This window comes from Streptomyces sp. BBFR51 (assembly GCF_044591655.1).
Taxonomy (GTDB): domain Bacteria; phylum Actinomycetota; class Actinomycetes; order Streptomycetales; family Streptomycetaceae; genus Streptomyces.
The window spans coordinates 2,215,856-2,233,183 of record NZ_CP172448.1 but is presented as its reverse complement, the minus strand read 5'-3'; the positions used below and the strand labels follow the sequence as shown (position 1 = coordinate 2,233,183).

18 protein-coding genes are annotated in these 17,328 nt (G+C 72.8%); 10 read left to right on the top strand and 8 right to left on the bottom strand.

From position 1 onward, the window contains the following. Window positions 1-19: 19 nt before the first annotated feature. Together ACGH7X_RS10160 and ACGH7X_RS10155 are read right to left on the bottom strand one after the other, a co-directional pair. Entirely contained in the window at window positions 20-2,677 is a 2,658-nt protein-coding gene (locus ACGH7X_RS10160; protein ID WP_399883863.1) for an ATP-dependent RNA helicase, read from the bottom strand. A gap of 68 nt (window positions 2,678-2,745) precedes the next feature. Next, the gene (locus ACGH7X_RS10155) at window positions 2,746-3,654 is read right to left on the bottom strand and encodes a class I SAM-dependent methyltransferase (protein WP_399883861.1); all 909 of its coding nucleotides are present in this window, start codon (window positions 3,652-3,654) and stop codon (window positions 2,746-2,748) included. Window positions 3,655-3,966: 312 nt separating this feature from the next. Here ACGH7X_RS10155 and rpsA point away from each other — a divergent pair, with 312 nt between their 5' ends. The 4 genes from rpsA (at window position 3,967) to ACGH7X_RS10135 (ending at window position 7,749) form a co-directional block, all read left to right on the top strand. Continuing rightward, window positions 3,967-5,484 (top strand): 30S ribosomal protein S1, encoded by a 1,518-nt coding sequence (gene rpsA / locus ACGH7X_RS10150; protein ID WP_399883859.1) that lies wholly within the window; start codon window positions 3,967-3,969, stop codon window positions 5,482-5,484. A 157-nt stretch (window positions 5,485-5,641) separates the two neighbouring features. After that, entirely contained in the window at window positions 5,642-6,580 is a 939-nt protein-coding gene (locus tag ACGH7X_RS10145; protein ID WP_399883858.1) for a PAC2 family protein, read from the top strand. 136 nt (window positions 6,581-6,716) lie between these two features. Next, a complete protein-coding gene (coaE, locus tag ACGH7X_RS10140; RefSeq protein WP_399883856.1) occupies window positions 6,717-7,319 on the top strand; it encodes a dephospho-CoA kinase in 603 nt (200 codons plus the stop codon). 49 nt (window positions 7,320-7,368) lie between these two features. Then, window positions 7,369-7,749, top strand: a complete 381-nt coding sequence (locus tag ACGH7X_RS10135) for a tetratricopeptide repeat protein (RefSeq protein WP_399883854.1) — start codon at window positions 7,369-7,371, stop codon at window positions 7,747-7,749. Window positions 7,750-7,760: 11 nt separating this feature from the next. Here ACGH7X_RS10135 and ACGH7X_RS10130 read toward each other — a convergent pair whose 3' ends face one another. Next, window positions 7,761-8,027: a DUF6343 family protein gene (locus tag ACGH7X_RS10130; RefSeq protein ID WP_399883852.1), complete on the bottom strand. Its 267-nt coding sequence runs from the start codon at window positions 8,025-8,027 to the stop codon at window positions 7,761-7,763. Between the two features lie 172 nt (window positions 8,028-8,199). Here ACGH7X_RS10130 and ACGH7X_RS10125 point away from each other — a divergent pair, with 172 nt between their 5' ends. Further along, the gene (locus ACGH7X_RS10125) at window positions 8,200-8,898 is read left to right on the top strand and encodes a class I SAM-dependent methyltransferase (RefSeq protein ID WP_399883850.1); all 699 of its coding nucleotides are present in this window, start codon (window positions 8,200-8,202) and stop codon (window positions 8,896-8,898) included. A gap of 42 nt (window positions 8,899-8,940) precedes the next feature. On the opposite strand, the gene ACGH7X_RS10120 is transcribed toward ACGH7X_RS10125, so the two are convergent. Beyond that, window positions 8,941-9,480 carry an RNA-binding S4 domain-containing protein gene (locus ACGH7X_RS10120; protein ID WP_399883848.1) on the bottom strand — a complete coding sequence of 180 codons (540 nt, stop codon included), beginning with the start codon at window positions 9,478-9,480 and terminating at the stop codon, window positions 8,941-8,943. A 146-nt stretch (window positions 9,481-9,626) separates the two neighbouring features. On the opposite strand from ACGH7X_RS10120, the gene ACGH7X_RS10115 reads away from it, so the two are divergent. Then, complete coding sequence (locus ACGH7X_RS10115) at window positions 9,627-10,340, top strand: uracil-DNA glycosylase (protein ID WP_399883846.1); 714 nt, start codon at window positions 9,627-9,629, stop codon at window positions 10,338-10,340. Window positions 10,341-10,395: 55 nt separating this feature from the next. Then, window positions 10,396-11,361, top strand: a complete 966-nt coding sequence (gene pip, locus ACGH7X_RS10110) for a prolyl aminopeptidase (protein WP_399883844.1) — start codon at window positions 10,396-10,398, stop codon at window positions 11,359-11,361. Window positions 11,362-11,391: 30 nt separating this feature from the next. On the opposite strand, the gene ACGH7X_RS10105 is transcribed toward pip, so the two are convergent. Together ACGH7X_RS10105 and ACGH7X_RS10100 are read right to left on the bottom strand one after the other, a co-directional pair. Beyond that, window positions 11,392-11,862 (bottom strand): GNAT family N-acetyltransferase, encoded by a 471-nt coding sequence (locus ACGH7X_RS10105; RefSeq protein ID WP_399883842.1) that lies wholly within the window; start codon window positions 11,860-11,862, stop codon window positions 11,392-11,394. Next, a complete protein-coding gene (locus ACGH7X_RS10100; RefSeq protein ID WP_399883840.1) occupies window positions 11,859-12,272 on the bottom strand; it encodes a RidA family protein in 414 nt (137 codons plus the stop codon). Before ACGH7X_RS10100 ends, ACGH7X_RS10105 begins: the two co-directional genes overlap by 4 nt. 165 nt (window positions 12,273-12,437) lie before the next feature. Here ACGH7X_RS10100 and ACGH7X_RS10095 point away from each other — a divergent pair, with 165 nt between their 5' ends. Continuing rightward, complete coding sequence (locus ACGH7X_RS10095) at window positions 12,438-13,214, top strand: nucleotidyltransferase domain-containing protein (protein WP_399883838.1); 777 nt, start codon at window positions 12,438-12,440, stop codon at window positions 13,212-13,214. Window positions 13,215-13,318: 104 nt separating this feature from the next. On the opposite strand, the gene ACGH7X_RS10090 is transcribed toward ACGH7X_RS10095, so the two are convergent. Next, window positions 13,319-13,672, bottom strand: a complete 354-nt coding sequence (locus ACGH7X_RS10090; RefSeq protein ID WP_399883836.1) for a hypothetical protein — start codon at window positions 13,670-13,672, stop codon at window positions 13,319-13,321. Beyond that, a complete protein-coding gene (locus ACGH7X_RS10085; RefSeq protein ID WP_399883834.1) occupies window positions 13,669-14,190 on the bottom strand; it encodes a DUF6232 family protein in 522 nt (173 codons plus the stop codon). Before ACGH7X_RS10085 ends, ACGH7X_RS10090 begins: the two co-directional genes overlap by 4 nt. 221 nt (window positions 14,191-14,411) lie before the next feature. Here ACGH7X_RS10085 and ACGH7X_RS10080 point away from each other — a divergent pair, with 221 nt between their 5' ends. Continuing rightward, window positions 14,412-15,128 (top strand): TetR/AcrR family transcriptional regulator, encoded by a 717-nt coding sequence (locus ACGH7X_RS10080; protein WP_399883832.1) that lies wholly within the window; start codon window positions 14,412-14,414, stop codon window positions 15,126-15,128. Between the two features lie 261 nt (window positions 15,129-15,389). Continuing rightward, window positions 15,390-17,279, top strand: a complete 1,890-nt coding sequence (locus tag ACGH7X_RS10075; RefSeq protein ID WP_399883830.1) for an FUSC family protein — start codon at window positions 15,390-15,392, stop codon at window positions 17,277-17,279. Window positions 17,280-17,328 lie beyond the last annotated feature (49 nt).

Here is a 17,328-nt window from a genome sequence, read left to right as displayed (position 1 = left end):
TCGCCCCGCCGCCGGGCCGTCACTTCCCGAGCCGGGCCTTCGTGTACCGCGTCGGCTCCGCCGTGGCCGGGTCCTCGGGCCACGGATGCTTCGGATACCGGCCGCGCAGCTCCGCCCGCACGCCGCTGTAGCCGTCCTTCCAGAACGAGGCCAGGTCCGCGGTGACCGCGGCAGGACGGCCCGCGGGAGAGAGCAGATGGACGAGGAGCGGCACCCCGGCGATCTCCGGCGACCGCTGGAGCCCGAACATCTCCTGCAACTTCACCGCGAGGACCGGCTGTTCAGGGTCGGCGTAGTCGATCCGGATCCTGGACCCACTGGGGACCACGATCCGCTCGGGCGCCAGCTCGTCGAGCCGCGCCGCCTCGCCGGAGGCCCAGGGCAGCAGCCGTGTCAGCGCCTGCCCGGCGTCGATCCGGCCCAGGTCGGCCCGTCGCCGGGCCCGGCTCAGCTCGGGCTCCAGCCATTCGTCCACGCGCGCGAGCAGCGCGTCGTCGCGGACGTCCGGCCAGGGCTCACCGAGATGCCGCCGCAAGAACGCGAGCCGCCCGCGCAGTACGTCCGCCTCGCCCGACCGGCGCAGCAACCCGAGCCCTTCCCGCCGCAGCCCTTCCAGCAGCGCGCCCCGTACGAGGGCGGGGTCGGAGCCCGTGAGCGGCCGCGCCGCCAGTTCCACGGCCCCGAGCCGCTCGACACGCCGGGCCACCACGTCTCCGTCGGCCCAGTGCACCTCGTCCCGCTCCGTCAGCAGCGCCCCCGCCGCGAGCCGGGCCGTCCCCTCGTCGACGACCGCGCCGAGCTGTACGCGCGCGTGCCCCTTCCCCACGGGCCGGTCGGCCACGGCGACGGCGATCCACGGTGCTCCGCGCAGCGCCGACGCCTCCGGCAGCTCGGCGCGGGTGCCGGAGACCATCAGATACGAACCGCCGTCCTTCCTGGCCACGCGCTCGGGAAACGCCAGAGCGGCCACCAGCCCGGCAAGAGTGTCCTCGGTGGCCCGCCCCGCCCGCCCCGCCCGCCCAGCCCGCCCGGCGCTCCCGCGCTCCACCGCGGCCCGCAGCCGCCGCACCTCTGCCCGCCACCGCGCCCCGTAGGCGTCCCCGCCCCGCCGAGCGGCCCGCAGTACGGACACCAGGTCGTCCCCGTACTCCCGCGGCGGCTCCTCACTCAACAGCCCCACCACCTCGGCCACCACCTCCGACGCGTCTCCCTTGGCCGCACCCGCACCCGCACCCGCACCCGCACCGGCGGCGGTCGGTCGGGCGGCGCCTCCACGGGTGTGCCGTGTGTCCGAGGCCCCCGCTCCCCTTCCTGGGGCGGCCGCGGGTGACACTCCCGCGGCCAGTTCCTCCGCGTCCAGCAGTGCCCGGCCCAGCCGGGGGTGCAGGCCGAGCCGGGCCAGGCGTACTCCGCGCTCTGTGGCCCGGCCGGCGGAGTCCACCGCGCCGACCGCCGTCAGCACCGACCGGGCGGCCGCCATCGCCCCGCCCGGCGGCGGATCGAGCAGTGCGAGACCGGACGCGTCCGGATCGCCCCAGCAGGCCGCCTGCAACGCGAACGCCGTCAGGTCGGCCACCTTGATCTCCGGTGCCGGGAACCGCGGCAGCCGGGCGTCCTCCGCCTCCGCCCAGCAGCGGTAGACCGCCCCCGGCGCCTCACGCCCGGCGCGGCCCGCCCGCTGCCCCGCCGCGGCCCGTGAGGCCCGTACCGTCGTCAGCGCGCTCAGTCCGCGCGCGTGGTCCACCCGCGGCTCCCGCGCCAGCCCCGCGTCCACGACCACCCGTACGCCGGGAACGGTCAGCGACGACTCGGCCACCGACGTCGCCAGCACCACCCGGCGCCGCGCCCCGGGCGCCAGCACCGCGTCCTGCACGGCCGCCGGCGCCCGCCCGTGCACCTGGAGCACGTCCACGTCCCCGCGAGCGCCCAGCTGTCCGGCGACGCGGGAGATCTCCCCGACCCCCGGCAGGAAACACAGCACGTCCCCGTCCCGCTCGGTCAGTGCCCGCCGCACCACCGACGCCACGTGTGAGAGCAGTGCGGGGTCCACCCGCATCCCGTGCGGCGGCCGCACCGGACGCACCGGTGGCGCCCACACGACCTCCACGGGGTAGGACGCGCCCCGGGCCTCGACGACCGGCGCCCCGCCCAGCAGCCGGGCCCAGCCCTCCGCGTCGGTCGTGGCCGACGCGGCCACCAGCCGCAGCTCCGGCCGCAGGGCCTGCCGCACGTCCCACAGGAACGCCGCCGTCGTGTCCGCGTCCAGATGCCGCTCATGGCACTCGTCGAGCACCACCACGTCGACGCCCGTCAGCTCCTGGTCCCGCTGGAGCCGCTGCAACAGCACACCCGTCGTGACGACCTCCACGCGCGCGTGGCGCCCGACGACCCGCTCGCCGCGCACGGTGTACCCGACACTCGCGCCGGGCTGCTCACCCAGCAGCCACGCCATGCGCCGGGCCGCCGCCCGCGCCGCGATCCGCCGCGGCTCGGCCACCACCACGCGCCGCGCGGGACCCTCGCCCAGCAGCCCGGCCAGCGCCAGCGGCACCAGTGTCGTCTTGCCGGTGCCGGGCGGCGCGACCAGCACCGCCGTGCCGTGCCCCTCCAGGGCGTCGTGCAGCGCGGGCAGGGCACCGCGTACGGGCAGCGCGTCCAGGGCGTCGTAACGGATCACGCCCCCAGTGTCGTACGCCGGGGAAACGACTCCTCCACGCGCGCGTGCACACGCACCGTGGGTACGGGTCAGTCGCGCTCGCACACGAAGATCGCCGTCCCCGGGATCAGCTGCCCGCGCAGCGGCGACCAGCCGCCCCACTCGGAGGTGTTCCAGTCCGGCCACTGCGGCTCCACGAGGTCCACCAGCCGGAACCCCGACGTCACCACGTCCCGCACGCGGTCACCGAGCGTCCTGTGGTGCTCGACGTAGACCGCGTGGCCCTCGTCGTCCTGCTCGACGTAGGGCGTGCGGTCGAAGTACGAGGAGGCCACCGACAGCCCCTCGGGGCCCGGCTCGTCCGGGAACGCCCAGCGCAGCGGGTGCGTGACCGAGAAGACGAAACGGCCGCCCGGCCGCAGCACCCGGCGCACCTCCCGCAGCACCAGCCGCGGGTCGGCCACGAAGGGCAGCGCCCCGTACGCCGAGCACGCCAGGTCGAACGAGCCGTCCGCGAAGGGCAGCACCGTCGCGTCGGCGCAGACCAGCGGGAACGAGCCGCCGATGCGCAGGGCGTGCTGGAGCTGGCGGTGAGAGAGGTCCAGGGCGACCGGCCGGGCACCCTGGGCGGTCAGCCAGCGCGAACACTGGGCCGCGCCGGCGCCGATCTCCAGGACGTCCTTGCCCTTGAGGTCCTCCGGGGGACCGAGCAGCTCGGCCTCCACCTCGTCCAGGCCCTCGGGACACCATACGAAGCGGTCGTCGCCCAGGAAGGTGCCGTGCTCGGTCTGGTACTCGTCCGCGTTCCGGTCCCACCAGCCGCGGTTGGCGCGGGAACTCTCCGTGACACCGGCGGCACGCCGGGTGGCCTCGGGTTCGGCTCCTTCGTCCCCGGGTGCGGCTCCGGATGCGGCCTCGGACGTTACGGGCTCTTGGATGACCGGCTCCCTCGTACTAGTCTGCGGGCTCTTCCGTGCCGCCTGCCCCGTGTCACGCATGGGGCGTCCGGGGGTCCACGTGGCCTCGGGAGACGGCTTTTGTGCCGGGTATGCGGCGATCCGCCCCGGGTGTGCGGCTTCGCGCATTGACCCTGCCCGGCTGCCCCCGTATGCTACAAGTTGCGCTGCGGGCCTGCGCACCTCAGACGTAGCAGGTCGCGCTCGCATCTGTTGTATGTCCCCTCGGTTCTCGAGGTGTCACCCCTGGTTTCGGTGACGCTTCCTAAGCTGTCCGGCTTCTTCAGAGCGAAACGGGCTCCCGGCGTAAGCAGTACCTACGACTTCAATGTCCGTACCGGAGCCCTTTCCCACATGACGAGCAGCACCGAGACCACCGCCACCACCCCGCAGGTTGCGGTCAACGACATCGGTAACGAGGAAGCCTTCCTCGCCGCGATCGACGAGACGATCAAGTACTTCAACGACGGCGACATCGTCGACGGCGTCATCGTGAAGGTCGACCGGGACGAGGTCCTGCTCGACATCGGTTACAAGACCGAAGGTGTCATCCCGAGCCGCGAGCTCTCGATCAAGCACGACGTCGACCCCAACGAGGTCGTCGCCGTCGGTGACGAGATCGAAGCCCTTGTTCTCCAGAAGGAGGACAAGGAAGGCCGCCTGATCCTCTCGAAGAAGCGCGCCCAGTACGAGCGCGCCTGGGGCACCATCGAGAAGATCAAGGAAGAGGACGGCATCGTCACCGGTACCGTCATCGAGGTCGTCAAGGGTGGTCTCATCCTCGACATCGGCCTCCGTGGCTTCCTCCCGGCCTCCCTGGTCGAGATGCGCCGCGTCCGCGACCTCCAGCCCTACGTGGGCAAGGAGCTCGAGGCGAAGATCATCGAGCTGGACAAGAACCGCAACAACGTGGTCCTGTCCCGCCGTGCCTGGCTGGAGCAGACCCAGTCCGAGGTCCGCCAGACGTTCCTCACCACCCTCCAGAAGGGTCAGGTCCGTTCCGGCGTCGTCTCCTCGATCGTCAACTTCGGTGCCTTCGTGGACCTGGGTGGCGTCGACGGTCTGGTCCACGTCTCCGAGCTGTCCTGGAAGCACATCGACCACCCGTCCGAGGTTGTCGAGGTCGGCCAGGAGGTCACCGTCGAGGTCCTCGACGTCGACATGGACCGCGAGCGTGTCTCCCTGTCGCTGAAGGCGACCCAGGAAGACCCGTGGCAGCAGTTCGCCCGCACCCACCAGATCGGCCAGGTCGTGCCCGGCAAGGTCACGAAGCTGGTTCCGTTCGGTGCGTTCGTCCGCGTGGACGAGGGCATCGAGGGTCTGGTCCACATCTCCGAGCTGGCCGAGCGCCACGTGGAGATCCCGGAGCAGGTCGTCCAGGTCAACGACGAGATCTTCGTCAAGGTCATCGACATCGACCTCGAGCGCCGCCGCATCAGCCTCTCGCTGAAGCAGGCCAACGAGGCCTTCGGTGCCGACCCGTCGGTGGTCGAGTTCGACCCGACCCTGTACGGCATGGCCGCGTCGTACGACGACCAGGGCAACTACATCTACCCCGAGGGCTTCGACCCCGAGACCAACGACTGGCTCGAGGGCTACGAGACCCAGCGCGAGGTGTGGGAGACGCAGTACGCCGAGGCCCAGCAGCGCTTCGAGCAGCACCAGGCGCAGGTCATCAAGTCCCGCGAGGCGGACGAGAAGGCCGCTGCCGAGGGTGTCGACACCGCGGGTGCGGCTCCGGCCGCGTCCGGTGGCGGCGGCGGTGGCGGCGGCGGCTCGTACTCCTCCGAGGGCGGCGACAACTCCGGCGCCCTGGCGTCGGACGAGGCGCTGGCCGCGCTGCGCGAGAAGCTGGCCGGCGGTCAGAGCTGAAGCTGAACACCAGCCGCTGACGCACAGCGGTTGAAGTACAGCGGTTGACTGAGGGGCCGCACCTTTCGAGGTGCGGCCCCTTCAGTGTTTCCCGCCGGGAATGCCGCACCCCGCAAGGGTGTTGTGACATACGAACACGAGGAGGGGAGCGGTCACTGTGCTTGATCCGCAGGATTTGTACGCATGGGAGCCGAAGGGCCTGGCCGTCGTCGACATGGCACTTGCCCAGGAGTCGGCCGGACTGGTCATGCTGTACCACTTCGACGGATACATCGACGCCGGCGAGACCGGCGACCAGATCGTCGACCAGGTGCTCGACTCGCTGCCCCACCAGGTCGTCGCCCGCTTCGATCACGACCGGCTCGTCGACTACCGGGCGCGCCGGCCGCTGCTGACCTTCAAGCGGGACACCTGGACGGACTACGAGGAGCCCACCATCGAGGTGCGGCTCGTCCAGGACGCCACCGGGGCACCGTTCCTGCTGCTGTCGGGCCCCGAGCCGGACGTCGAGTGGGAGCGCTTTGCGGCCGCCGTCGGGCAGATCGTGGAGCGGCTGGGCGTCCGCCTGGCGGTCAGCTTCCACGGCATCCCCATGGGTGTCCCGCACACCCGTCCCGTCGGCATCACTCCGCACGGCAGCCGCACCGACCTGGTGCCGGGCCACGGAAGCCCCTTCGAGGAGGCGCAGGTCCCCGGCAGCGCGGAGGCGCTGGTCGAGTACCGGCTGATGCAGGCCGGCCACGACGCGCTCGGTGTCGCCGCGCACGTCCCGCACTACATCGCCCGCTCCCCGTACCCGGACGCGGCGCTGACCGTCCTGGAGGCGATCACCGCGGCGACCGGCCTGGTCCTGCCGGGCATCGCGCACTCCCTGCGCACCGACGCCCACCGCACCCAGACGGAGATCGACCGGCAGATCCAGGAGGGCGACGAGGAACTCACCGCCCTCGTCCAGGGCCTTGAGCACCAGTACGACGCGGCCGCGGGCGCCGAGAGCCGGGGCAACATGCTCGCCGAGCCCGTCGAGATCCCCTCGGCGGACGAGATCGGGCGCGAGTTCGAACGGTTCCTGGCGGAGCGGGAGGGCGACGGCTGATCCCGTATCCTGGCGGCCGAGCGCGCCCCACCTCTCCCCGCCGTAGCGGGGATGATCCGGTGGGCCTGACCGGCGGTATCGGAGTCGGTAAGTTGCTCCCCGCACCTGCGGGGATTGGTGAGGTGGAGGCGCGGTCATGCTGTCCGTGGGCCTGACCGGCGGGATCGGCGCCGGCAAGAGCGAGGTGTCGCGGCTGCTCGTGGAGCACGGCGCCGTACTGATCGACGCGGACCGGATCGCGCGCGAGGTCGTCGCGCCGGGCACTTCCGGGCTCGCCTCGGTCGTCGCGGCCTTCGGCGAGGAGGTCCTCGCCGAGGACGGCGGCCTGGACCGGCCGAAACTCGGCTCGATCGTGTTCTCCGACCCGGAGAAGCTGGCCGTCCTGAACTCCATCGTGCACCCCCTGGTCGGTGAGCGCTCCCGCGCCCTCGAGGAGGCCGCCACCGAGGACGCCGTCGTCGTCCACGACGTCCCCCTGCTCACGGAGAACGGCCTGGCACAGCTGTACGACCTCGTGGTCGTCGTGGACACCGACCCCGCCACCCAGCTCGACCGGCTGGTCCGGCTGCGCGGCATGACAGAGCAGGACGCCCGCGCCCGCATGGCCGCCCAGGCGACACGGGAGCAGCGCCGGGCGATCGCGGACCTGATCGTCGACAACGACGTACCGCTGGAGGAGCTGCGGCGCCGGGTGAAAGAGGTCTGGGCCGAACTGGTGCGCAGAGCGCACACGGAATAGCGGTGCCCGCGCGGGCGTTGATCCCTTTCAGTGAGGGAAGGACTCTGCCGTGCCCGAGACCAGCGGATCGACCGGACGTACTCCGGAGACGGATGTCATCGACTTCCGTGCCGCCGAGCATCTGCTCGCGGCGCGGGACCCGCGGGGCGCGGTGAAACTGCTCGACGGAGTCATCGGCGCGCATCCCGAGAACACCGCCGCGCGGCTGCTGCGCGCGCGTGCCTTCTTCGCGGCGGCGCAACTGCGACCGGCCGAGCTGGAGTTCACCATCGTCCTGGAGCGTGAGCCGGACAACGCCTTCGCCCACTTCGCGCTCGCCCGCACCTACGAGCGCCGTGGCTGCCCCGACCAGGCCCGGCGCCACTTCCGGCTGGCGGCGGCTCTGGACCCGAATCCGGACTACCTGCAGCAGGCGCGGTTCGACTCCTGACGGAGGGCGCTTCAGGGCTGTCGGCGCCTCGGGGGCAGGTACGGCGGGATGTCCCGGCCGGGCTGGTAGTGCGGGCCCTGGCGGAGGTGCCGCAGGATCACGGTCAGGTCGACCGTGACGACGAGCCACAGCACCCCGCAGGCGAGCGCCCACCAAAACCGCCCGGTGAGCGCGAAGGCGGCCGTGCCGAAGATCGCCCAGACCAGCCCCCACAGGCTCAGCCAGAACCGCGCTCGCAGCGCACTGCGCGCGGTCGCCGGTTCACTGCCCGTACGCATCGGTTCACCACTCCTGTCAAGAACGTACTCCGGTGGGCCGCGGCGGGGAAGCCACGAGGGAGGGCAAGGTGCACCACCGGACCGACCGCGCCACAGGACCGCCGCGTTCACTCGGTCGGGTGAACCCATGTCGAGTGGGAACGGGTGTGCGGGAGCGGGCCGTTGGACGGGCATGGAGCTGAAAATGCGAGAGGGACACCAGGGCACGGGACCCGGAGCCATCACCCCGGACGGCTGTGCGGTCGAGCTCTATTCGCGGCTGCCCGCCGGAGCCGAGCCGGACATCATCGCCGCCGCCGCGCCCGACGGTGCGCGGATCCTGGAGCTGGGCTGTGGGGTGGGGCGCATGACCCACCCACTGCTGGAGCGGGGGTTCACCGTCACCGCGGTGGACGAGTCCGCCGAGATGCTGGAGCACGTGCGCGGGGCGCGGACCATATGCGGCCCGATCGAGGAGCTCGACCTCGGCGAGGGCTTCGACGTCGTGATGCTGGCGTCGTTCCTCGTGCACGCCGGGGACGTCGAGGTGAGGCGGGGGCTGCTGCGCACCTGTGCCCGGCATGTCGCCGAGGACGGCTGTGTACTGATCCAGCGGGAGGGCGCGGACTACCACTCGAATCTGCCGCGTGAGCGGGTGGACCCCAGCGGCTTCACCGTCCGGATCGTGTCCGCGGAGCCGGTGGGCGACGGCGTCAACTCGGTCCGCGCGGAGTACGAGTTCCCGGACGCTGTCTGGACGCAGACCTTCCGGGCCAGGCCGCTGACCAGGGAACAGTTCGAGGAGGCACTGGGAGAGGCGGGACTCGCGGTGGACCGCTATCTGACCGACGACGGGACGTGGGCCAGGGCGGTTCCCGTGCGGCGGGGGTAGCGGTCCGGCGACGACGTCCGGGACGGCGGCCCATGGGCCGGATCAGGGCCTGGTCTCGGCGTCCCTCCGGGCGCTGCTCAGGCTCTCCAGCCCGCGCAGACGGTCCATCTCGCGGCGGTCGCGCTTGGTCGGGCGGCCGGCGCCGCGGTCGCGGATGCCGGCCGGGGCGACGGCCTCGCGGGGCGGGGGCGGCGGGGAGTTGTCGAGGTAGCACTGGACGGCGACCGGGGCGCCGACCCGCTTGCGGATCAGCCGCTTCACGACGACGACGCGTTCCCGGCCCTCCTGCCGCAGGCGCACCTCGTCGCCGACACGCAGGGAGTACGCGGGCTTCACACGCTCGCCGTTCACCCGGACATGGCCGCCGCGGCAGGCGGTCGCGCCCAGGGAGCGGGTCTTGATGAGGCGCACGGCCCAGATCCAGCTGTCCACCCGGACGCTCTCGCCGTTCTTCGGCCCGGCCGCCTCGGCGGCGGCGATCGCGGCAGTGGCCTTGGGGTCCGGTGTCTGGGCGGCGGCAGGGGCACCGGCCTGCGGGGCGGCCACCCCGTCACTCCTGCCTTCGTCATGCTCGGAAGCCATGCTTCGACCTTAACCGCCCCGGCCGGCGAGAGGGGCCGCATTTTCCGCTGGGGCGCCCGGGCCCCTCCGGTACGGGCGCCGTCGCGTACCGGATTCCAGACGTACCGGATCCATCGCGTACCCGGAGATGGTCTTACGGTGGGGGCATGGACACCGGCGGCCTCTCCGTGCTCGACCAGCGGATCGTGGGGTGCCGGGCCTGTCCGAGGCTGGTCGACTGGCGGGAGGAGGTGGCCCGTACCAAGCGGGCCGCCTTCGCCGACTGGACGTACTGGGGCCGGCCGGTACCGGGCTTCGGTCCGCCGGACGCGCGGCTGCTGATCGTCGGTCTTGCCCCCGCGGCCCACGGCGGCAACCGCACCGGCCGGATGTTCACCGGCGACCGCTCCGGAGACGTCCTGTACCAGGCGCTGTACGACGTGGGACTCGCCTCGCAGCCCACGGCCGTCTCCGCCGACGACGGCCTGGAGCTGTACGGCGTGCGCGTCACCTCACCGGTGCACTGTGCCCCGCCCGCCAACAAGCCCACGCCCACCGAACGCGACACCTGCCGGTCCTGGCTCGTCCAGGAGCTGGGACTGCTGCGGCCGACGCTGCGGGCGGTGGTCGTACTCGGCGCCTTCGGCTGGCAGGCCGCGCTGCCCGCGTTCGCCGGGGCCGGCTGGACCGTGCCCCGCCCGCGCCCCGCCTTCGCCCACGGCGGGCAGGTCACACTGGACGCCGCCGACGGGCCCGGCCTGCGTCTCTTCGGCTGCTTCCACGTCAGCCAGCGCAACACGTTCACCGGCCGGCTCACTCCCGAGATGCTCAGGGACGTGCTGCGCACGGCGGCGGAGACGGCGGGCCTGCCCGTCAGGTGAGGGCCGCCCGGCAAAGGAGGTGAGCGGCCCGGGCCGCCGCGGTTACGATGCTCCGATGAGCCTGTATCCGGAGATCGAACCGTACGACCACGGCATGCTCGACGTCGGCGACGGCAACCACGTCTACTGGGAGACGAGCGGCAACCCGCACGGCAAGCCGGCGCTGGTGCTGCACGGCGGACCGGGATCCCGCACGAGTCCGGGACACCGACGGTACTTCGACCCGGCGGCCTACCGGATCGTGCTCGTCGACCAGCGCGGCGCCGGACGGTCGCTGCCCCGCGCGAGCGCCCACGACACGGACATGAGCGTCAACACGACCAGGCACCTCATGGCGGACCTGGAGCGGCTGCGTGCCCATCTGGGCATCGAGCGCTGGCTGGTGTGGGGCGTGTCGTGGGGCTCGGTCCTGGGCCTGCGGTACGCGCAGACGCACCCCGGGGTGGTGTCCGAGCTGGTGCTGACCGGCGTCGCGACCGGCTCCAACGCCGAGGTGGCCCTTCTGACCCGGGGGTTGGGAAAGATCTTCCCCGAGGCGCACGAGCGGTTCCTCGCCGAGTTGCCCCCGGACGAACGCGACGGCAATGTGGCCGCCGCGTACAACCGGCTGCTGGAGTCACCGGATGTTGCGGTACGCGAACGGGCCGCGCGCGCCTGGACCGACTGGGAGACGGCGACGATCCCCGCGCCGCCCCGCTCGGTCGCCCGCTACGAGGACCCGGACTTCCGCATGGGCTTCGTCCGTACCGTCACCCACTACTGGGGCAACGACCACTTCCTCGGTGACGGCAACGACGAGGACGTGGTCCTGAGGGACGCGCACCTGCTGAAGGGCGTCCCCGGCACCCTGGTCCAGGGCAGCCTCGACTTCGGCAACCTCCTCGGCATCGTCTGGCGCCTTCACCACGCCTGGCCGGACAGCGAGTTGGTGATCGTGGACGAGGCGGGGCACGACGCCGGAGCGACCGGGGACGATGTCCTGTGCGCGGCGACCGACAGGTACGCGCGCGGCGACGCCTGACGCCCGCTCACGCGAGGAGCGAAGACCTGGCTAGGGCCGCCACACGTAGCGCACGTCCGGCTCCCGCTCCTCGTTCCGGGCGCCGTCCGTCCACTCCACGGCCGTGAAACCGTGCCGCGCGTAGAAGCGGTGCGCGGGCGCGTTGACCTGGAAGGTCCACAGCGACAGCCCGGCCGGCCGGTGTTCCTTGGCCAGGGCGACGAAACGGTCCCCGATCCCGTGTCCGCGCAGGTCGGGGGCGAGATACAGCTGCGACAGCTCTTCGCCCTCCAGCACCATCACGCCGACGACGGCGCTGTCGGCCCCTTCCGCCACCCATGTCTCGTGCCGGGGCACCACCACGTGCCGGAAGTACTCCCGGACCTCCGCGTCGGTGCGGGGCCGTACCACCGTCGGCAGCGCGGCGGTGAAGGAGCGCAGCCAGACGTCGGCGGCGGCGCGCGCGTCGGCGGCGGAGGCGCGCCGCAGGACGACCGCCGCGGCGCTCGCATCCCGGCTCACGGGCGGCGCTCCTCAGGCACGACCGCGGTCGCCGTGATCTCCACCAGCTGCCCCGGATAGCCGAGGCAGCTCACCCCGAGCAGCGTCGAGGAGTGCGGACCGGCGCTGAGGCCCGACGCCTCGACGACGTCCCAGACGGCGGACAGCGCGGCTGTCTCGGTGCTCACGACGTACACGTCGGTCGACAGCACGTGTTCCAGGCCGCTCCCGACGGCGCGCAACTGCTCGGTGAGGTTCGCGATCACCTGCTGGGCCTGGCGGACCGGATCGCCCTCGCCGACCAGCTTTCCCTCCGCGTCCAGCGGGACGGACCCGGCGAGGAAGGCGAGCCTGGTCCCGGCCTCGACGACGGAGGCGTGGGAGTAGGTGGGCGGCGGGAACAGACCGGGCACGGTGACGCGCTGAATCACGAGGGCTCCTGGTGGGCGAACGGCCGACGGCGATCGGACAACCTCCCGATCGTCCGTGCTCCGCCCGCCCGGCGCACCCGAATTTCCCTCGCGACCCACGACCGGGCCGCCTAGGCTTCCGGCGTCCGTCCCACCCCGCCCCCCAACCATCAGGAGCCCGCAGCAGTGCCCACCCTCACGGACCAGGCCTTCCTCGACACGACCGCCGACCGGCTCGCCGCCCTGCCCACCGTCCGGGCGGTCACCCTCGGCGGCTCCCGGGCCCAGGGCACCCACGGACCGGACAGCGACTGGGACCTGGCGGTCTACTACCGGGGCGCCTTCGACCCGGACGACCTGCGCGCCCTCGGCTGGGCGGGCGAGGTCTCGGAGATCGGCGCGTGGGGCGGCGGGGTCTTCAACGGGGGCGCCTGGCTGACGATCGACGAGCGCCGGGTCGACGTGCACTACCGCGACCTCGACGTCGTCGAGCACGAGGCCGCCGAGGCGGAGGCCGGGCGCTTCGGCGTCGAGCCGCTGATGTTCCACCTCGCGGGCATCCCGACGTACCTCGTGGTCGCGGAACTGGCTATCAACGAGGTGCTGCGCGGCGTACTGCCCCGCCCCGCCCACCCGCAGGCCCTGCGCGCGACCGCTCCCGAACGCTGGTACGGCGCGGCCACGGCCACCCTCGCCTACGCCAAGGCGGGCCACGCACCCAAGGGCGCGCTCACCCAGGTCGCCGGCGCGATCGCCCTCGCCGCGACCCAGACGGCACACGCGGTACTGGCCGCCCGCGGTGAGTGGGTCACCAACGAGAAGGGGATGGTCCGGCGGGCCGGGCTGAGCGCGGTCGACGCACTGGTGGCGGGCCTGACACCGGAACCGGAGAGCCTGGCACGGGCGATCGATGACTGCGAGACGCTGCTCGGCCGAGCAGTGAATGCAGCCCGGCACGGGTGACGCGACGTGGCGGGCCCGTGGCTCACTGCACTGCCGTGGGGACACGCGGCGTACGCACCGAATCGACCTGGGGGAAACCAGGGGGAGCCGCGCTGAACGGCCGGCTAGCCGGCCAGCATTCCGATAACCGCCTGCACGGCCTCGGCCACCGGCTGGCCCACCGCGCCCAGGGTGCCGGCGACACCGGCGACAGTCATCAGGGCGCGGCGCCGCTCCTGCGCCGGGACGTCCGCCCCGGCGTCGAGGGCGGGCAGCGACTCGGTGATGAGCTGGGCGTCGGGCCCGTCGAGCCGGGTGCGCAACTCCTCGATCATGCGGTGGAGCTCGCCGATGGCCGCCACCACGGCCGGCGGCAGTTGCTCGGCCCCGCCGCCCGTCTGGTTCTTGACCATGCCGGTGCTGTTGTGCGTGCCGTGCATGTTCACGTTGTCGCCGTAGTAGTAGCTGTTCCCGCTCATGCCGCCATCCCCACGTTCCCGCTGCCGCCGTACATGTTGACGTTGTCGCCGAAGTAGTAGTGGCTCGGCGAGATGTTGATGCTCTCGACCGTCACGTGGAGCTCGGTGTCCGGGTGGTCGATGGCGTGCGAGATCTGCCCGACGAGCTGGTTCAGGTAGTGCGGGTGCCGGCTGGTCACCACGCCGGTGGACGCCCCGTTGGTCTCGACGGCGAGAACGTAGTGGGAGGGAGCGCTCAGGACGATGATCATGTCGACCAGGCAGAAGATCCACAGGCCCACCGCGACGAACCAGATCAGGGCCAGGAAGGTGCCGTTGCCGGACAGTGCGGCGTCGGCCATGGCGGGGAGAGTGGCGATCATGGCCACGGCCACGATCAGTCCCGAGCGCTTCAGGAAGCGCATGACCGCCTCCTTGCGCCGCGGTTGCAGCGTGAGGGTGTAGACCCGTGCGATGTTCTGAAGCGGATACGCGGCGGTCCCGATCCACAGCAGCCGCCTGCTGATGCGCAGTTCCACCGACGTGGCCAACCCGACCGGCGGAGGGGCCGAGGGGGGTGGGGGTGGCGGGAGCTCCACCGGTGGAGGCGCGTGCTGAGGGCGTTCGGGTGGCTGGGTGGTCGTCATCCGTACTCCGGGGATCACGTGAGGGGGTGAAATTAAGTGAAGACCATTAACCACCTACGATGGGTGGAAGGCAAGCCGGTGGTGCATCCCAAGAGGCAGATGGCGGTGGAGAGTTGACGGGCAAGCGGCGTGAACGTCTGCGCGCCGAACTGGAACGCGAGGCGAAGACCGAGGCACGGAGACTGACGGCCTCGCACGGCATCGACGGTCTCAGCCTGTCGGCGGTGGCGAGGGCGGTCGGGGTCACACCGCCGGCGCTCTACCGGTACTTCGACGGTAAGAAGGGGCTGGCGCTCGCCGTCTACGAGGACGTGACCGCGGAGTTCGTGGCGGTCGTGGCCGAGGCCGTCCGGCAGAAGGACCAGGAGGACCTGGCCGCCTGTCTGTACGCGGCGACCCGTGCCGCCTTCGACTGGTCCGTCGCCCACCCTGCGGAGTTCGACCTGCTCACGGGTGCGGGCTACGCGCGCCTGGCCGCCTCCGTGGAGGCCATGGACGCAGTGTTTCTGCGCGAGCTCGGCGGCCTGTACGCGTCCCTGTTCGGACGAGTGCTGAAGGAGAGGGGGTTCGACTACCCGGCCGACGGCGAGATCGCCCCGGACCTGGCGCGGCAGCTGGCCGCCTACCGTCGCCTGATGCGCAGCCCTGAGCTGCCCTTGGGTGTCACCTTCGTGATGATCAGCTGCTGGCGGCAGATCTACGGTCTCACCTGCATGGCGGTCTACGGGCACCTGGCGACCGCCTTCGACGACTGCCTCCCCTTGTTCGACCGGATGCTCGACGAACTCCTCGGGCGCCTCGGACTGACGCGCACGCCGGGTCGGAGGTGACGGAAGCGCCGTCCGGACCGACGAGCCGGACCGGGTCGGGGCGCCCTTCGACCCGGACAGCGTCGACGGAGTCGACTTCGCCCGAACAAGGTACACAAACGATCGTCACGCCCACGCAACACGCGCGTTCCCGCTTCGCCCAAAAGCTCCCCTATCGTTGAAAGCACGCACCACGCACCACGCACCACGCACCCAAGCCCGGCCACCGTCGTCCGAAGGCTCACCCCCGCCCTCGACCGGACGACAGGAGGCCCGCACCCCGTGCTCCGTACCGCTCGCCGCGCCGCCCAAGCGCTTCCTCCCTGGCTCGCGCACGCCCTGAGTGCCCAGCGCGGTCCCGTGCCCTGGAGCGCGGTCACGCGGGGTGCGCTGGCCGGCGGACCGCTGCTGCTCGCCGCGCTGCTCGCCGGCCGGGCCTCCCTGGGAGTCGTCGCCGCGATCGCCGCCATGCTGGCCGGCATCAACGACCGGCCGGGCAGCCGCCGTACCTCCGTGCTGCGGATCGGCGTCCCCGCGCTCGCGGGAGCGGCCGGGCTGCTCGTCGGGACGTACGCCGGGCAGCACCTGGGGGCCGTCGCGCTGACCCTGGTGCTGACCGGGCTCGGACTGGTCGCCGGAGGCGTCAGCGCGGTGGGGCCCGTGGCGTCGGCGACCGGGACGCAGTTGCTGGTCGGCGGTGCCGTGGGCGCGGGGATGCCGCTGCCCGACCCCGGATGGCAGAGCGTGCTGGCCTTTCTCGCCGGTGCCGGATGGCTGCTCGTGCTGCGGCTGGTCCTGCCCACTCCCGGGTCCCTCAGCGGCGAACTACGGCTCGATCTCCGTCTCGACTACCGCTTCGACGGGGAGCGGGCGGCCGTCGCCGACGTCTACGAAGCCGTCGCCGCGCTCCTTGACGCGGTCGGCACGGAGCACGCCGTGGCCCGCCGGGCCGCGCTCACCGCCGCGCTCGACCACGCGCAGGACGCGCTCGCCGGACCCCGGCTGCGGCGCCGTGCCTCCACCGCGGTCGAACGGCGGCTGCACGCCCAGTACGCCGCGGCACTGCCCCTGGGCGAGGCGGCCACCGCGCTCGCCTGGGCGGAGCAGGCGGTGTCCGCGCGAGCCGCCGAAGGACCCAGGCGGCTCGCGGCGGCCGTCCGCGGCAACGCCCCCGCCGGCCCGCTGCCCGCGCCCACCCGCACCGAACCCGCCCTGCGTGCCCTGGACGACGCCCTGCTGCATGCCGCGGAGGCCTTCGACCGCGGCGGCGGACAGGACCTGCACACCCGCAGGCGGTCACCCCGCACCCTGGCCCGCGCCGTCCTCGGGGCCGGCGGGAGGGAGTACGGGATGCGGGTCGGGCTGTGCTTCGGGGCAAGCGCCGCCGTCGCCCAGATGCTGCACCACGGCCACTGGCACGGGTCGCACCAGCACTGGTACTGGCTGCCCGCCACCGCCGTCTTCCTCGTCAAGCCCGACCTCGGCCCGCTCGTGTCCCGGGTGCTGTGCCGGGCGGCGGGCACCGTGCTCGGGGCGCTGCTGTTCGCCGGGTTCGCGGCCGTGCTGCCCCGGCCAGGAGGGCTCGTCGCGCTCGTCGCCGTCTGCGGTGCCCTGGTGCCGGTCGCCGCCCGGCACTTCGCCGCCCAGACCACGGTCGTCACCGTCCTCGTCCTCGCCCTGGTCATGATGGGCGGCGAACCCCAGGCCTCCACCGGCCGCATCGGGGAGACGCTGCTGGCCTGCGCGATCGTGCTGGTCGTCGGACACCTGCCGATGCCGGGGCGGCGCGGCGCCGGCATCCGGGCCGGCCTCGAGGCCGCCGACGCCGCCGCGCACGCCTACCTCGCCCACGTACTGAGCGAGTCCGACGACCGGGCCACCCGGTGGACGCTGCGCCGCGAGGCCTACCGCACCCTCGCTCAGGCCCGCGCCGCCGGCGCCCGTGCCGCCGCCGAACTGCCCGCCCTCGCCCGGCACTCCGCGGGCACGGACGAGGTCGCCGCGGTCCTCGAACGGCTCGTCGACACCACCACCGCCTGCGCAGTGCACCTCGACGACACCGGCCGGCTCACCCCGCGCCACACCGAGCGGCTCGCCGCCCTGCGGGACGAACTCGCCGAGCGGCGCGGACGCGTGGGCCGGCGAGACGCGGAACTGCCGCTCGCGGGGTGAGCGTCCGTGCCGGACCGGTGCCGGACCGCCGCCCGCCCCGTACGTTGGC

Bases quoted from the DNA above. Each gene is read 5' to 3' on its own strand.
- ACGH7X_RS10155 (WP_399883861.1), bottom strand. From the start codon at position 3,654: ATGCGTGACACGGGGCAGGCGGCACGGAAGAGCCCGCAGACTAGTACG.
- rpsA (WP_399883859.1), top strand. From the start codon at position 3,967: ATGACGAGCAGCACCGAGACCACCGCCACCACCCCGCAGGTTGCGGTC.
- coaE (WP_399883856.1), top strand. From the start codon at position 6,717: ATGCTGTCCGTGGGCCTGACCGGCGGGATCGGCGCCGGCAAGAGCGAG.
- ACGH7X_RS10130 (WP_399883852.1), bottom strand. From the start codon at position 8,027: ATGCGTACGGGCAGTGAACCGGCGACCGCGCGCAGTGCGCTGCGAGCG.
- ACGH7X_RS10125 (WP_399883850.1), top strand. From the start codon at position 8,200: ATGGAGCTGAAAATGCGAGAGGGACACCAGGGCACGGGACCCGGAGCC.
- ACGH7X_RS10120 (WP_399883848.1), bottom strand. From the start codon at position 9,480: ATGGCTTCCGAGCATGACGAAGGCAGGAGTGACGGGGTGGCCGCCCCG.
- ACGH7X_RS10115 (WP_399883846.1), top strand. From the start codon at position 9,627: ATGGACACCGGCGGCCTCTCCGTGCTCGACCAGCGGATCGTGGGGTGC.
- pip (WP_399883844.1), top strand. From the start codon at position 10,396: ATGAGCCTGTATCCGGAGATCGAACCGTACGACCACGGCATGCTCGAC.
- ACGH7X_RS10090 (WP_399883836.1), bottom strand. From the start codon at position 13,672: ATGAGCGGGAACAGCTACTACTACGGCGACAACGTGAACATGCACGGC.